Annotated in this window: 16 protein-coding genes; 2 read left to right on the forward strand and 14 right to left on the reverse strand. The window is 76.0% G+C overall.

Going from position 1 to position 13,984, the window contains the following annotated elements; all coding sequences use genetic code 11:
* Window positions 1–8: 8 nt before the first annotated feature.
* The 13 genes from WA616_RS04100 to WA616_RS04160 form a co-directional block, all read right to left on the reverse strand.
* The gene (locus WA616_RS04100) at window positions 9–917 is read right to left on the reverse strand and encodes an alpha/beta hydrolase (RefSeq protein ID WP_336027515.1); all 909 of its coding nucleotides are present in this window, start codon (window positions 915–917) and stop codon (window positions 9–11) included.
* Between the two features lie 46 nt (window positions 918–963).
* Window positions 964–1,242 (reverse strand): hypothetical protein, encoded by a 279-nt coding sequence (locus WA616_RS04105; protein WP_336027516.1) that lies wholly within the window; start codon window positions 1,240–1,242, stop codon window positions 964–966.
* An 87-nt stretch (window positions 1,243–1,329) separates the two neighbouring features.
* Window positions 1,330–1,749: a universal stress protein gene (locus tag WA616_RS04110; protein ID WP_336027518.1), complete on the reverse strand. Its 420-nt coding sequence runs from the start codon at window positions 1,747–1,749 to the stop codon at window positions 1,330–1,332.
* Window positions 1,746–3,311, reverse strand: coding sequence for a tripartite tricarboxylate transporter permease (locus WA616_RS04115; protein WP_336027519.1), 1,566 nt, complete (start codon window positions 3,309–3,311; stop codon window positions 1,746–1,748). The genes WA616_RS04110 and WA616_RS04115 overlap by 4 nt, the downstream gene beginning before the upstream one ends.
* Window positions 3,311–3,871 (reverse strand): tripartite tricarboxylate transporter TctB family protein, encoded by a 561-nt coding sequence (locus WA616_RS04120; RefSeq protein WP_336027521.1) that lies wholly within the window; start codon window positions 3,869–3,871, stop codon window positions 3,311–3,313. The genes WA616_RS04115 and WA616_RS04120 overlap by 1 nt, the downstream gene beginning before the upstream one ends.
* 20 nt (window positions 3,872–3,891) lie before the next feature.
* On the reverse strand, window positions 3,892–4,887 hold the full coding sequence (locus WA616_RS04125; RefSeq protein WP_336027522.1) for a Bug family tripartite tricarboxylate transporter substrate binding protein: 996 nt from the start codon (window positions 4,885–4,887) through the stop codon (window positions 3,892–3,894).
* Window positions 4,888–4,930: 43 nt separating this feature from the next.
* Window positions 4,931–5,524, reverse strand: a complete 594-nt coding sequence (kdpC, locus tag WA616_RS04130) for a potassium-transporting ATPase subunit KdpC (RefSeq protein WP_336027524.1) — start codon at window positions 5,522–5,524, stop codon at window positions 4,931–4,933.
* Window positions 5,524–7,506, reverse strand: coding sequence for a potassium-transporting ATPase subunit KdpB (gene kdpB / locus WA616_RS04135; protein ID WP_336027526.1), 1,983 nt, complete (start codon window positions 7,504–7,506; stop codon window positions 5,524–5,526). Before kdpB ends, kdpC begins: the two co-directional genes overlap by 1 nt.
* Window positions 7,503–9,164: a potassium-transporting ATPase subunit KdpA gene (gene kdpA, locus WA616_RS04140; RefSeq protein ID WP_336027528.1), complete on the reverse strand. Its 1,662-nt coding sequence runs from the start codon at window positions 9,162–9,164 to the stop codon at window positions 7,503–7,505. Before kdpA ends, kdpB begins: the two co-directional genes overlap by 4 nt.
* A complete protein-coding gene (kdpF, locus tag WA616_RS04145) occupies window positions 9,164–9,262 on the reverse strand; it encodes a K(+)-transporting ATPase subunit F (RefSeq protein ID WP_073420294.1) in 99 nt (32 codons plus the stop codon). Before kdpF ends, kdpA begins: the two co-directional genes overlap by 1 nt.
* Entirely contained in the window at window positions 9,259–9,393 is a 135-nt protein-coding gene (locus WA616_RS04150; protein ID WP_336027533.1) for a hypothetical protein, read from the reverse strand. Before WA616_RS04150 ends, kdpF begins: the two co-directional genes overlap by 4 nt.
* 111 nt (window positions 9,394–9,504) lie before the next feature.
* Complete coding sequence (locus WA616_RS04155; protein WP_073420295.1) at window positions 9,505–9,927, reverse strand: VOC family protein; 423 nt, start codon at window positions 9,925–9,927, stop codon at window positions 9,505–9,507.
* A gap of 10 nt (window positions 9,928–9,937) precedes the next feature.
* Window positions 9,938–10,372, reverse strand: a complete 435-nt coding sequence (locus WA616_RS04160) for a helix-turn-helix domain-containing protein (protein WP_073420776.1) — start codon at window positions 10,370–10,372, stop codon at window positions 9,938–9,940.
* An 87-nt stretch (window positions 10,373–10,459) separates the two neighbouring features.
* Here WA616_RS04160 and WA616_RS04165 point away from each other — a divergent pair, with 87 nt between their 5' ends.
* Together WA616_RS04165 and WA616_RS04170 are read left to right on the forward strand one after the other, a co-directional pair.
* A complete protein-coding gene (locus tag WA616_RS04165; RefSeq protein ID WP_336027538.1) occupies window positions 10,460–12,949 on the forward strand; it encodes a sensor histidine kinase in 2,490 nt (829 codons plus the stop codon).
* On the forward strand, window positions 12,946–13,620 hold the full coding sequence (locus WA616_RS04170; protein WP_336027539.1) for a response regulator: 675 nt from the start codon (window positions 12,946–12,948) through the stop codon (window positions 13,618–13,620). Before WA616_RS04165 ends, WA616_RS04170 begins: the two co-directional genes overlap by 4 nt.
* Here WA616_RS04170 and WA616_RS04175 read toward each other — a convergent pair.
* A complete protein-coding gene (locus WA616_RS04175) occupies window positions 13,610–13,864 on the reverse strand; it encodes a hypothetical protein (protein WP_336027541.1) in 255 nt (84 codons plus the stop codon). The genes WA616_RS04170 and WA616_RS04175 overlap by 11 nt on opposite strands.
* Between the last annotated feature and the right edge of the window lie 120 nt (window positions 13,865–13,984).

Consider the following 13,984-nt stretch of genomic DNA (forward strand, 5'->3'; position numbering starts at 1 on the left):
CCTCCCGCTCAGGCCAGGCGCGCCTCGAGCCAGGCGAGCAGGTCGGCGGTCACCTCGTCCCGGTTGGTCTCGTTGAACACCTCGTGGCGGGCGTCGGGGTAGACGCGCAGGTCCACGTCGTGCCCGCGGCCGCGCACGAGGTCGGCGAGCGCGGCCACCTGGGCGGCGTCCTCCCCGCCCACCGGGTCGCGCTGTCCGGCCAGCAGCAGCACCGGCAGCCCGTCGGGCAGCCCGGCCACGGCCTCCTCGGTCGCCACGCGCGCGGCCAGCGCGAACATCTCCGCGCCGTAGGCGTACGTGGGCGGGACGTCGTCGCCGCAGAGCGGGTCGGCCAGGTAGGCGTCCACCTCGGCGGGGTCGCGGGACAGCCAGTCGTACGGCGTGCGGGCCGGCTCGAACGGCGCGTTGAAGGCGGTCAGGGCGTCCATCGGCTGCTCGCCCATCCCGGCGGCGACGGCGGCCTCGAGCTGCTCGGCGGCCGCGGCGAAGTGGGGCGCGACGCCGATCGGCCCGGAGAGCACCAGCCCGTCGAGGACCTCGCCGTCGCGCTCGGCGGAGGCCAGCGCGACGACCGAGCCCAGTGAGTGGCCGAGGAGGAACCGCGGGACGCCCGGGTGGTCCCCGGCCAGGCGCTCGCCGAGCCGCCGGACGTCGTCGAGGACGGCGTCGCTGCCCGCGCCGGGGCCGAAGCCGCCCGGGCCGGTGGAGGCGGCGGTGAGCCCGTGGCCGCGCTGGTCGAGCGCGCCGACCGCGATGCCGCGGGCGGTGAGCGCGGCGGCGAGCCGCGCGTAGCGGCCGGCGTGCTCGGACAGGCCGTGGACGACCTGGAGCACGGCGCGGACCTCGCCGTCGGGGGTCCAGCGGCGCTCGGCGAGCCGGGCGCCGTCGGCCGCCTCGGTGTAGGTGGGTGCGGTCACGCACCGCACCCTGCCGCCCGGGCGGGCCGGGCGCCAGAGGGACGGGTCAGCCGACGGGGCGCGACCGGTGCAGCGCGGGCAGGTGCACGGCGGCGACGGCGCGCTGGCCGAGACGGACGACGCGCGCGGTGAGCGCCACCGCCGCCATGAGCCCGACACCCCCGGCCAGGACGGCCACCACGCCGGGCACCGCCCCGCCGGTGACGGCGAGCGCGCCGAGGGTGACCAGGCCGACGAGCACGAGCGTGGAGGTCATGCCGTGCCCGGACCGGGGCTGGCCGCAGTGCGCGAGGTCGGGGTCGCAGTCGGGCGTGAGCGCGCTCATGGGCGTCTCCCTCGTCGAGGCACCGCCACGCCGGTCCGACGGCGTGACGTCCGTCACACGGACGATACGGCCCGGGGCCGGTTCCGCTCAAGTGGTGGTCGCGGGCGGTCCCTTCACGGCGAGGACCGGGCACTCGACGGTGAGCAGGATCCGCTGCGCCGCGCTGCCCATCAGCAGCTTCCCGACGGCGCTGCGCCGGCGCAGGCCGATGACGAGCACCTCCGCGGCGGTCTCGGCGACGGCGTCGGCCAGCTCCTCGGCGACGTCGCGGCCGATCGGCTGGCGCAGCTCGAAGGGGACGCCGGAGACGGTGAGCTCGTCGTGCAGCCGGCGCAGCGGGTCGCCCTGCAGGTACTCCTCGTCGACGAGGGCGTCGCCGCGGCTGCTGTTGATCACCACCAGCCGCGCGCCGCGCCGCTCGGCCTCGGCGAGGGCGTGCTCGAGGGCGGCCCGCCCGCGCGGGGTGGGCACGTGCCCCACCACGACCACCGGCTGCTGCTGGGTCACCGCTCCTCCTCACCCGGGCTCGCGCCGACGCTCTCGCGGTGCCGCAGCCCCTCCCCCGCCTGGACCTCCTCCGGCGTGGCCCGCCGGCCGCGCACCGCGCGGAGCACGATCGGCACGACGAGGGCCGCCAGGGCCAGGCCGAGCACGATCCGGCTGAACCAGGTGTCGAGCAGCACGCCGAGGTCGCCGCTGCTGATGGCCAGCGCGCGCCGCAGGTTGGTCTCGGCGACCGGGCCGAGGATGAGCCCGACGATCGCCGGCGCGACCGGCCAGCCGTAGCGGCGCATGGCGAAGCCGAGCAGGCCGAGCACCAGCAGCAGCACCAGGTCCAGCGGGTCGGCGTTGACCGCGTAGCAGCCGAGCGAGGCGAACAGCAGGATCCCGGCGTAGAGGTAGGGCCGCGGGACGCGCAGCACCTGCACCCACACGCGGGCCAGCGGCAGGTTGAGGACCAGCAGCATGAGGTTGCCGACGAGCAGCGCCGCGATCAGCGTCCAGACCAGGGTGGACTCGGTGGACAGCAGCGTCGGCCCGGGCTGGATGCCGTAGCTCTGGAACGCGACCAGGATGATCGCCGCGGTGGCCGAGGTGGGCAGGCCGAGGGTGAGCAGCGGCACCAGCACGCCCGCGGCGGCGGCGTTGTTGGCCGCCTCGGGCCCGGCGACGCCCTCGATGGCGCCGCGGCCGAACTCCTCGGGGTGCTTGGTGAGCTTCCGCTCGGTGGCGTAGGAGAGGAACGTCGGGATCTCCGCGCCGCCGGCGGGCAGCGCGCCCAGCGGGAAGCCCAGCGCCGTCCCGCGCAGCCACGGGCCCACCGAGCGGCGCAGGTCGCGGCGGGTGAACCAGGGCCCGGAGGCGGCCATCACCTGCACCGGGCCCCGCCGCAGCCGGGACGCGACGTACAGCGCCTCCCCCACGGCGAACAGCGCGACGGCGACCACGACGACGTCGATGCCGTCGGACAGCTGCGGGATGCCGAGGGTGAACCGCTCCTGCCCGGTGAGCACGTCGGTGCCGACGAGGCCGAGGTACAGGCCGACGCCGAGGGAGGCCAGCCCGCGCAGCGGCGACGAGCCGAGCACGGTGGCCACGGCGACGAAGGCCAGCACGGTGAGGGCGAAGTAGTCGGCGGCGGTGATGCCGATGACCAGGTCGACGACGGTCGGCGCGACGAGGGCCAGCAGCAGCGTGGCGATCGTGCCGGCGACGAACGAGCCGAGCGCGGCGGTGGCCAGCGCGGCGGCCCCGCGACCGGACTTGGCCATCGCGTTGCCCTCGAGCGCGGTCATGATCGAGCTGGACTCGCCGGGGGTGTTGAGTAGGATCGACGTCGTCGACCCGCCGTACATGCCGCCGTAGTAGATGCCGGCGAACAGGATCAGTGCCGCCGTGGGCTCCAGCGCGTAGGTGATCGGCAGCAGCAGCGCGACGGTCATGGCCGGGCCGATGCCGGGGAGCACGCCGACCGCCGTGCCGAGCAGCACCCCCAGCAGCGCGAAGAGCAGGTTGACCGGGGCGAGGGCGTCGGCGAGGCCGCCGGCCAGGTCGCCGAGGGCGCCCATCAGAACCAGTCCGTCGCGAGCTCGAGCAGGATCCCGCCGGGCAGCGCGACGTCGAGCGCCTTGACGAACACCAGCCAGACGACGACCGACAGCACGCCGCCGGTGAGCAGCGGCCGGACGACGCCGCGCGCCCCGAGCGCCCAGGCCACCAGCGCGAACATCAGCGTGACCGCGAGCGGCCAGCCCACGACGTTGATCAGTAGCGCGTGGGCGAGGAAGCCGACGACGATGACGCCCACGTTCGCCCACGACGTCGGGGCGTCGGGGTCGATGTCCTCGCTCTCGTCGGAGGGCCCCCGGTCGCCGCGCAGCACCCGGAACCCGAGCGCCAGCGCGGTGGCCAGCACGACGCCGCCGACCAGGTAGGGGAAGAAGCGCGGACCGATGGTGTTCGCGGAACCCGGGACGGCGATGTTCGCGGCGTCGAGCAGGAGGTAGACGCCCAGCGCCCCGAGCAGCACCACCATGGCCAGCTCGCCGCGGCTGATCCCCGTGCGCGGCCGCGGCGGGTGCCGGTGCTCGGCCGCGGCGTGCGACCCCGTGGCGTCGGTCGTGGACACGTCGGGGTCGGGCGACACACTCACTGGACCAGCCCGATCTCCCGCAGGATCGCCAGCACCCGCTGCTCCTCCTCGACGAGGAACTCGCCGTACTCGTCGCCGGTCAGCAGCAGGTCGTCCCAGCCGTTGTCCTCCAGCGCCTGCGCCCACTCCTCGGTGTCGTGGGTGTCCTGGACGAGGGCGATCAGGTCGTCGCGGGCGCCCGCGGACATGCCGGGCCGGGCCATGAGGCCGCGCCAGTTGTCGACCTCGACGTCGAAGCCGGACTCGACCAGCGTGGGGACGTCGGGCACCTGCGGGGAGCGCTCCGCCGTCGACACGGCGAGGCCGACCAGGTCGCCGGTGCGCACCTGTTCGCCGTAGTCGGCGGTGCCGGAGATGCCGGCGGCGACCTGGCCGCCGAGCAGGGCCGCCAGGGACTCGCCGCCGCCGGAGTAGGCGATGTAGTTGACCTGGGCGGGGTCGATGCCGGCCGCCTGCGCGAGCAGGCCGGCGAGGATCTGGTCGGTGCCGCCGGCCGAGCCGCCGGCGATCGGGGTGCCCGCCGGGTCGGCGGCCCAGGCCTCCACGAAGCCCTGGATGTCGGTGTAGGGCGCGTCCGGCGGCGCCACGATCAGCTCGGTCTCGCCGATCAGCCGGGCGATCGGGGTGACGTCGGTCAGGCGGGTGGCGGAGTCGTTGGTGTCGACGGCGCCCACCATGACCAGGCCCATCATCATGAGCAGCGCGTCGTCGGTCTCCCGCGACAGCTGGCCGAGGCCGATCGTGCCGCCGGCGCCCTCGACGTTGAACACCTGCACGTTGCGGGCCAGGCCGCTGCTCTGGATCACCCGCTGCAGCACGCGGGCGGTCGTGTCCCAGCCGCCGCCCGGGCTCGCCGGCGCCATGACCCGCAGCCGGGACAGGTCGCCGGGCTGCACCACCGTGCCGGCGCAGCCGCCCAGGGCCCCGGCGGCGGCCGCCAGCGCCGGCGCGGCCACCGCCCCGGCGAGGAACGACCTCCGGCTCAGCGGCACGGGCGGCCTCCCCTCGGGGCGGTGGCGGCGGTCACACCGGACGCTAGACCCGGCCGAACTTGCGGTCCAACGCGAGGTTGAGCGGCAGGACCCGGACGTGCGGCGCCCCGATGAAGCCGAGGTCGCGCCCGGCGGTGGCGTCGTCGACCAGCGCCTGCACCTCCTCCGCCGGGACGCCGCGGGCCTCGGCCACCCGCCGCACCTGGATCGCGGCGTACGCCGGCGAGATGTCGGGGTCGAGGCCGGAGGCGGAGGCGGTCAGCGCGTCGGGCGGCACGTCGGCCGGGTCGGCGCCCTCGAACGCGGCCACCGCGGCGCGCCGCTCCCGCACCAGCGCGACGAGCTCGGGCGCGTTCGGGCCGAGGTTGGACCCGCCGGAGGCGGCGCCGTCGTACCCGGACACCGACGGGCGGGCCTGGAAGTACTGCGGCAGCGGGTCGCCGTCGGCGTCGGTGGCCGCCTGGCCGACGAGCGCGGAGCCGACGATCTCGCCGTCCACGGTCACGAGGGAGCCGCCGGCGCGGCCGGGGGCGACCAGCTGGGCGATGCCGGTGACGAGCAGGGGGTAGGCCAGGCCGAGGACGACGGTGGCGACGAGCAGGGCCCGGACGGCGGCGAGGAGCACGCGGGGGGACATCAGGCGATCCCGGGGACGAGGGAGACGAGCAGGTCGAGGAGCTTGATCCCGGCGAAGGGCGCGACCACGCCGCCGACGCCGTAGACCAGCAGGTTGCGGCGCAGGACCGCCTCGGCCGGGGCCGGGCGGTACCGGACGCCGCGCAGGGCCAGCCGCATCACGTCGAGGGCGTCGAGGCCCGGGAAGGCGCCGGCGAACATCGCCGGGATGATCGCGAAGTACTTCGCCAGGTCGTTGGCGATGGAGAAGGTGGTCAGCGAGCCGCGGGTGACGAGCAGCTGCTTGCCGATCTCGACGATCTCGATGAGCTTCGTCGGGTCGGAGTCGAGGTCGACCATGTTGCCGGCCTCCTTGGCCGCGGTCGTCCCGGTGTTCATCGCGACGCCGACGTCGGCCTGGGCGAGCGCGGGGGCGTCGTTGGTGCCGTCGCCGGTCATCGCGACGAGCCGGCCGCCCCCCTGCTCCCGCCTGATCAGGGCCAGCTTGTCCTCGGGGGTGGCCTCGGCGAGGACGTCGTCGATGCCGGCCTCCGCCGCGATCGCCCGGGCGGTCCGCTCGTTGTCGCCGGTGATCATCACGGTGCGGATCCCCATGCGGCGCAGCTCGGCGAACCGCTCGCGCATGCCGTCCTTGACGACGTCCTTGAGGTGGACGACGCCGAGGACGCGGGCGCCGGCGGGGCCGTCCTCGGCCAGGACGAGCGGGGTGCCGCCCGAGGCGGAGACGCCGTCGACGACCTCGCCGACCCCGGGCGGCACGGCGCCGCCGAGCGCGCGCACCCACGCCGTCACCGCGCCGGCCGCGCCCTTGCGCAGCCGCCGCCCGTCGGGCAGGTCGACGCCGCTCATCCGGGTCTGCGCGGTGAACGGCACGAAGTCCGCGCCGCGCAGGTCGTCGCGGCCGCGCAGCCCGTAGCGGCGCTTGGCGAGGACGACGACGCTGCGCCCCTCGGGGGTCTCGTCGGCCAGCGAGGCGAGCTGCGCGGCGTCGGCCATCTCCTCCTCGGTGACCCCGACGGCCGGGACGAACTCCGCCGCCTGCCGGTTGCCGAGCGTGATGGTGCCGGTCTTGTCGAGCAGCAGGGTGTCCACGTCGCCGGCGGCCTCCACGGCGCGCCCGCTCGTCGCGAGCACGTTGCGCTGCACCAGCCGGTCCATGCCGGCGATGCCGATGGCCGACAGCAGCGCCCCGATCGTCGTCGGGATCAGGCAGACGACGAGCGCGATGAGCACGGTGACCGACTGTCCGGCGCCGCTGTAGAGCGCCAGCGGCTGCAGGGTGACGACGGCGAGCAGGAAGGCGATGGTCAGCGCGCTAAGCAGGATGGTGAGGGCGGCCTCGTTCGGCGTCCGCTGCCGCTGCGCGCCCTCGACCAGGGCGATCATCCGGTCGACGAAGGTCTCCCCCGGCCGGCTGGTGATCTCCACGACGATCCGGTCCGACAGCACCGTGGTGCCGCCGGTGACCGCCGAGCGGTCGCCGCCGGACTCGCGGATGACCGGCGCGCACTCGCCGGTGACGGCCGACTCGTCGACGCTGGCGATCCCCTCGACGACGTCGCCGTCACCGGGGACGACCTGCCCGGCGGTGACGACCACCCGCGTGCCGGGGCGCAGGTCGGCCGCGGCCACCTCCGTGCCGTCGAGGAGGTGCGCGACGGTGGTGGTGCGGGCCCTGCGCAACGTGGCCGCCTGGGCCTTGCCTCGCCCCTCGGCGACCGCCTCGGCGGCGTTGGCGAACAGCACCGTGAGCCACAGCCAGACGGTGACCAGCCAGCCGAACACCGAGGGGTCGAGGACGGCCAGCACGGTGGAGGACACCGAGCCGACCCACACGACGAACACGACGGGCTGGCGGACCAGCGCCCGCGGGTCCAGCTTGCGCAGCGCCCCGGCCAGGGTGGGGCCCCACTCGATCCGGGAGCGCCGCGGCGCGCGCGGCCCGGGGGTGCGGACCGGCGCGCGGTCCAGTGCGGTGGTCATGACAGTCCTTCGGCGAACGGCCCCAGGGACAGGGCGGGGAAGTAGGTGAGCCCGACGACCACGAGCACGGTGACGGCGAGCAGGCCCACGAACAGCGGGTCGTGCGTCGGCAGCGTCCCGGCGGTGACCGGGGTCCGGCCCTGGGCGGCGAGGCGGCCGGCCAGGGCGAGGACGAGCAGGACCGGCAGGAACCGGCCGAACGCCATCGCCAGGCCCAGGGCGGTGTTGTAGAAGGGCGTGTTCGCCGAGAGCCCGGCGAAGGCCGACCCGTTGTTGTTGCCGGCGGAGGTGAAGGCGTAGAGCACCTCGGTGAGCCCGTGCGGCCCGGCGCCGAGCATCCCGGCGCGGCCGGCGTCGGTGCCGACGGCGACGGCGGTGCCGACGAGGACGACGGCCGGCGTGGCCAGGATGTACAGCGAGGCGAGGGTCATCTCGCGGCGGCCGAGCTTCTTGCCGAGGTACTCCGGCGTCCGCCCGACCATGAGGCCGGCCACGAACACCGCGACGACGGCGAGCACGAGCATGCCGTAGAGCCCCGAGCCGACCCCGCCGGGCGCGATCTCACCCAGCATCATGTTGACCAGCACGAGCCCACCGCCGGCCGGTGTCCAGGAGTCGTGCAGCGAGGTGACCGCCCCGGTCGAGGTGAGCGTGGTGGCCGCCCCGAACAGCGCCGACAGCGGCCCGCCGAAGCGCACCTCCTGGCCCTCGGTGGCGGCTCCGGCCAGCTGCAGCGCCGCGCCGCCGGCCCGGGCCTGCGCCCAGGTGGTGAGCGCCAGGGACGCGGCGGCCAGGCCCGCCAAGACGCCGACGATCGCCAGGCCCTGCCGCCGGTCGCCGACCATCCGGCCGAAGGTGCGCGGCAGGCTGAACGGGATCACCAGCATGAGGAAGACCGAGAACAGCGAGGTCCAGGCGGCCGGGCCCTCGAAGGGGTGCGCGGAGTTGGCGTTGAAGAAGCCGCCGCCGTTGGTGCCGAGCTGCTTGATGACCTCCTGCGAGGCCACCGGGCCGCTCGGGAGGTGTTGGGTCGCGCCGGCGAGCGTCGTGGCCTCGGTGCCCGCCGAGAGGTCCTGCACCACGCCGCCGAGCACGAGCACGAGGGCGCCGACGACCGACAGCGGCAGCAGCAGGCGGCCGACGGCCCGGGTGATGTCCACCCAGGCGTTGCCCAGGCGGTCGGTGCGGGTGCGGGCGAAGCCGCGCACGAGGGCGACGGCGACCGCGATGCCGACGGCGGCCGACACGAAGTTCTGCACGGCCAGCCCGGCCATCTGGACCAGGGAGCCCATGGTCGACTCGCCGGCGTAGCCCTGCCAGTTCGTGTTGGTGACGAAGCTGACCGCGGTGTTCCAGGCCGACGACGGCCCCACCGCGGCCATGCCGTTGCTCAGCGGCAGCCACTGCTGCACCCGCTGCAGGCCGTAGAGGAGCAGGACGCCGGCCGCGGAGAACGCGAGCACGCTGCGCGCGTACACCGGCCAGCGCTGCTCGGCCGCGGGGTCCACCCCGACCGCCCGGTACACCAGCCGCTCGGCGCGCCCGTGCGTCTGGCTGGTGAAGACGCGGGCCATCCAGTCGCCGAGCGGCCGGTGCGCGAGCGCCAGCGCGGCGCCCAGGACGGCGGCCTGCAGCCAGCCCGCCGCGGTGTCGCCCATCAGAACCGCTCCGGGAAGAGCAGGGCGGCCAGCAGGTAGAGGACCAGCCCGGCCGCCACGGCCAGGCCGACCCAGGCCTCGACCCCGGCCCCGGTCACCGGCGTCCCAGTCCGCGCAGCGCGAGCGCCAGCAGGCCGAAGACGGCCGGTGTCAGCGCGATGTGGAGCACGTCGCCCACGACGTCGATCCCCCGATCATGTCCGAGCGGGCGACCCGTCGTCGTCCGCACCGGGCGGCGACGCTAGGAGCGCGCCGGAGGGGGACCGCCGTTCGTTGACGGCTCCTTGACGGCCGGGCCCGCGGACCTTGACGGCGTCCTGACGGGCCCGGCCGGCGGGCCTCAGGCGCCGGGCGGCGGCGTCATCTGCGCGATGCGGACGGAGTTGCCGAACGGGTCGCGCAGGCCGAAGTCGATGCCGTAGGGCTGCACGACCGGCTCCTCCGGCAGGTCGACGCCCCGCTCCTTGAGCGTGGCGTGGGTCTTGTGCGCGTCGTCGGTGGTGAAGAACAGGTGCCCGCCGCCGGCGCCCTTGGTGACCAGGTCGCGCACGGTCTCGGCGATCTCCGGGCTGATCGACGGCGGGGCGGGCAGCTCCAGGAGGACGGCGTGGCCGGGGTCGCCGGGCAGCGCGACGGTGAGGAAGCGCATCGGCCCGAACTGCTGGTCGGTCTGCACCTGGAAGCCGAGCTTGCCGACGTAGAAGTCCAGCGCCTGGTCCTGGTCGAGGACGTAGAGGGAGGTGATCGAGATGGAGGTCAGCATGGGCAGGACGCTAGGGGCGGGCGTCGTCGCCGGGCTTCTCCGGAACTGCTGTCCTCTCGCTCGGGCGCAGCCAGCGCATGCCGAAGCAGCTCGGCACCGGCGCGAGCGGGCCGCGCCGCCGGTACACGCTCGGCGGCTCCCCCACGATCTCCGCGAACACCCGGCTGAACGTGCCGAGGCTGGCGAACCCGACGGCCATGCAGACGTCGGTGACGCTGCGGTCGGTGGTGCGCAGCAGGAACATCGCCCGCTCGACGCGGCGGCGCTGCAGGTAGCGGTTGGGCGTCTCGCCGAAGGTGGCCTTGAAGGTGCGGATGAAGTGCGCCTCGGTGACGTGCGCGATCCGCGCCAGCGTCGGGACGTCGAGCGGCTCGGCGTAGGAGCGGTCCATCTCGTCGCGCGCCCGGAGCATCCGCCGGTTGGAGTCCTCGCTCGCCCGGGTCACGCGGGGCAGCATCGCAGGGTCTCAGGTCGCGGTCTTGACGCGATCCTGACGCCGGCCGGCGCCGCTCCCCCGCCGTCGAGGGTGATCATGGGCGCCGTGAGTCGCGGGACGTTGCGGGTCTACCTGGGCGCGGCGCCCGGCGTGGGCAAGACCTTCGCCGTGCTCGGCGAGGCGCACCGGCGGGCAGAGCGGGGCGCGGACGTCGTCGTCGGGTTGGTCGAGACGCACGGCCGGCCGCGCACCGCCGAGCAGCTCGCGGGCCTGGAGGTGCTCCCCCGCCGGCGGGTGGCGCACCGCGGCGTCGTGCTGGAGGAGCTCGACGTCGACGCGGTGCTCGCCCGCCGCCCCGAGGTGGTCGTCGTCGACGAGCTGGCGCACACCAACGCGCCCGGCTCGCGGCACGAGAAGCGCTGGCAGGACGTCGAGGAGCTGCTCGCCGCCGGCGTCAGCGTGCTGACCACGGTGAACGTCCAGCACCTGGAGAGCCTCACCGACGTCGTCGCGTCGATCACCGGCGTCGTGCAGCAGGAGACGGTGCCCGACGCGGTGGTGCGCCGCGCCGACCAGGTGGAGCTGGTCGACATGTCGCCGGAGGCGCTGCGGCGGCGCATGGCGCACGGCAACGTCTACCCGGCCGAGCGGGTCGACGCGGCGCTCGGCAACTACTTCCGGGTCGGCAACCTGACCGCGCTGCGCGAGCTGGCGCTGTTGTGGCTGGCCGACCGGGTCGACGAGGGGCTGCGCCGCTACCGCGCGGAGCACGCCATCGACGCCGTGTGGGAGGCCCGGGAGCGGGTCGTCGTCGCGCTGACCGGCGGGCCGGAGAGCGAGACGCTGGTGCGCCGGGCCGCGCGGGTGGCCCGCCGCTCGGGTGGGGAGCTGCTCGCCGTCCACGTCGTCGCCACCGACGGGCTCACCGGTGCCTCGCCGACGGCGCTGCGCGGCCTGCGCGAGCTCACCGAGAGCCTCGGCGGCAGCTGGCACCAGGTGGTCGGCGACGACGTCGCGGCGGCGCTGCTGGAGTTCGCCCGCGGCGCCGACGCCACCCAGCTCGTCGTCGGCACCTCGCGGCGCTCGCGGTGGGCGCGGGCGCTGCGCCGCGGCATCGGCGGGTCGGTGGTCACCGACGCCGGCGACATCGACGTCCACATCGTGACGCACGCCGCCGCCGGGTCCCGCGGCTGGCGGCTGCCGCCGCTGACCGGCGCGCTGACGGCGCGCCGCCGGTGGCTGGGCGCGGCGCTGGCGCTCGCCGGCGTGCCGGTGCTGACCGCGCTGTGCCTGGCCGCCGGGAGCGCGGTGTCGCTGCCGCTGGTGCTGCTCGCCTTCCTGCTGCTCGTGCTCGCGGTGGCGCTGGTCGGCGGGCTGTGGCCGGCGCTCGCCGCGGCGGTGCTCGGGGGGCTCGCGGAGAACTGGTTCTTCGTCTCCCCCACCGGCCGGCTGACCGTGACGAGCCCGGACGACGTGCTGGCGCTCGGCGGCGGCCTCGTCGTGGCGGTCGCGGTGGCCACGGTGGTCGACCGCTCGGCCCGGCGGGCCACGGCGGCGGCGCGCTCCCGCGCGGAGACGGCGATGCTCGCGTCGCTGTCCCGGGCGGTGCTGGAGGGCTACGGCGACCTGCCCTCCCTGCTGGAGCGGATCCGCGAGGGCTTCGGGCTGGCGTCGGTGACGATGGTCGAGCGCGGCTCGGTCGTGGGCACGTGCGGCCGGCCGGAGGGGACCGCCGTCGACGAGGTCGCCGTGACCGACGGGCTGGTGCTGCGCTGGTGCGGGCGGGTGCTGCCCGCGGCCGACCGGCGGCTGCTGGTCGCCGTCGCCGAGCAGGCGGCGGTGGCGCTGCAGCAGGGCCGGCTCGCCGCGCAGGCGGCCGAGGCCGACCGGCTGGCCGCCGGCGACGGGATGCGGCGCGCGCTCCTGACCGCGGTGAGCCACGACCTGCGCACGCCGCTGGCCGGGATCAAGGCGGCGTCCTCGGCGCTGCGCAGCGGGCTCGCACTCACCGACGACGACCGCGCGGAGCTGGTGGAGACGGTGGACGAGTCGGCCGACCGGCTGACCGCGCTCGTCGACGACCTGCTCGACATGAGCCGCCTCCAGGCCGGGGTGGTCAGCCCCGCGCTCGCGCCGACCGACCTGCCCGCCGTCGTGGCCCGGGCGCTGGACGAGCTGGAGGACCGCTCGCGGGTGACCTGCGGGTGGCCGGCCGACCTGCCGCCCGCGCTCGCCGACCCGGGGCTGCTCGAGCGGGTGGTGGCCAACCTGGCCGGCAACGCGGTGCGCCACGCCCCCACCGGGCCGGTGACCGTGCGCGCCGACGCGCTCGGCGACCGGGTGGAGCTGCGCGTCGCCGACCGCGGGCCCGGCGTCCCGGCGGCCGACCGGGAGCGGGTGTTCGCGCCGTTCCAGCGGCTCGGCGACTCCCCGCGCGGGCAGGGCGTGGGTCTCGGCCTCGCCGTCGCGCGGGGCCTGACCGAGGCGATGGGCGGCACGCTGGTCGCCGAGGACACCCCGGGCGGCGGGCTGACGATGGTGGTGTCGCTGCCGGCGGCGGCCGTGCCGTCCCCGGTGCCCGCGTGAGCCGGGTGCTCGTCGTCGACGACGACCCCCAACTCGCCCGCGCCCTGCGGATCACGCTGCGCGCGGCCGGGTACGAGGTGGTGCTCGCCTCCGACGGCGCGGCGGCGCTGCGGGAGGCGGCGTCGGCACACCCCGACGTCGTCGTGCTGGACCTGGGGCTGCCCGACCTCGACGGCACCGAGGTGCTCGCCGGGCTGCGGCCGTGGTTCGCCGGGCCGGTGCTGGTGCTCTCGGCGCGGGCGGACAGCACCGACAAGGTCCGCGCCCTCGACGCCGGAGCCGACGACTACGTGACCAAGCCCTTCGACATGGGCGAGCTGCTGGCCCGGCTGCGGGCGCTGCTGCGGCGCGGCTCCTCGGGCCCGGACGAGCCGGTCGTCGTCACCGGGCACTTCACCGTCGACCTGGCGGCCCGCCAGGTGACCGTGGACGGCGTCCCGGTGCGGCTGACGCCCACCGAGTGGGCGCTGCTCGCCGAGCTGGTGCGCTCACCCGGGCGGCTGGTGGGCCAGCGGCAGCTGCTGCAGTCGGTGTGGGGGCCGGCGTACGAGCGGGAGACGCACTACCTGCGGGTCTACCTCAACCAGCTGCGGCGCAAGCTCGAGCCGGACCCCTCGGCGCCGCGCTACCTGCGCACCGAGCCGGGGATGGGGTACCGCTTCACCCCGTGAGGCGGTCGCACTCCGGGCACCGCTCGGCGGCGTCCGGCGGCCACGGCTCGTCGTGGACGGCGACGATGACGCCGCACAGCGCGACCTCGGGCTCACCGGTGAGTTCCTCGGCGCTGCGGTGCACCTCGACGGCGTGCAGGGCGTCCGCGGCGGCGTCGGGGTGCATCCGGCGGGGCCAGCAGGACCGCGGCCGGCCGCAGAGGAGACGGGTGCCGGCCGCGATGGCTGTTCGGTCCGGTGTCACGTGCCCAGGGTGCACCGGATCCGTCCGTTTCGCGGCTCCGCTGCCGCGATCCTGACGGTCCACCCGACCGGGCGACCCTCTGTCCGGTCACCCGATCGGGTGACGGTGCCCCGCCGCTGA

The organism is Geodermatophilus sp. FMUSA9-8 (genome assembly GCF_037034165.1).
GTDB lineage: Bacteria > Actinomycetota > Actinomycetes > Mycobacteriales > Geodermatophilaceae > Geodermatophilus > Geodermatophilus nigrescens.

What these genes read in the sequence shown, in the direction of transcription:
- kdpC (WP_336027524.1), bottom strand. Translation starts at nt 5,524, where the DNA reads ATGTCCCCCCGCGTGCTCCTCGCCGCCGTCCGGGCCCTGCTCGTCGCC.
- WA616_RS04155 (WP_073420295.1), bottom strand. Translation starts at nt 9,927, where the DNA reads ATGCTGACCTCCATCTCGATCACCTCCCTCTACGTCCTCGACCAGGAC.
- WA616_RS04165 (WP_336027538.1), top strand. Translation starts at nt 10,460, where the DNA reads ATGGGCGCCGTGAGTCGCGGGACGTTGCGGGTCTACCTGGGCGCGGCG.
- kdpB (WP_336027526.1), bottom strand. Translation starts at nt 7,506, where the DNA reads ATGACCACCGCACTGGACCGCGCGCCGGTCCGCACCCCCGGGCCGCGC.
- kdpA (WP_336027528.1), bottom strand. Translation starts at nt 9,164, where the DNA reads ATGGGCGACACCGCGGCGGGCTGGCTGCAGGCCGCCGTCCTGGGCGCC.
- WA616_RS04105 (WP_336027516.1), bottom strand. Translation starts at nt 1,242, where the DNA reads ATGAGCGCGCTCACGCCCGACTGCGACCCCGACCTCGCGCACTGCGGC.
- WA616_RS04115 (WP_336027519.1), bottom strand. Translation starts at nt 3,311, where the DNA reads ATGGGCGCCCTCGGCGACCTGGCCGGCGGCCTCGCCGACGCCCTCGCC.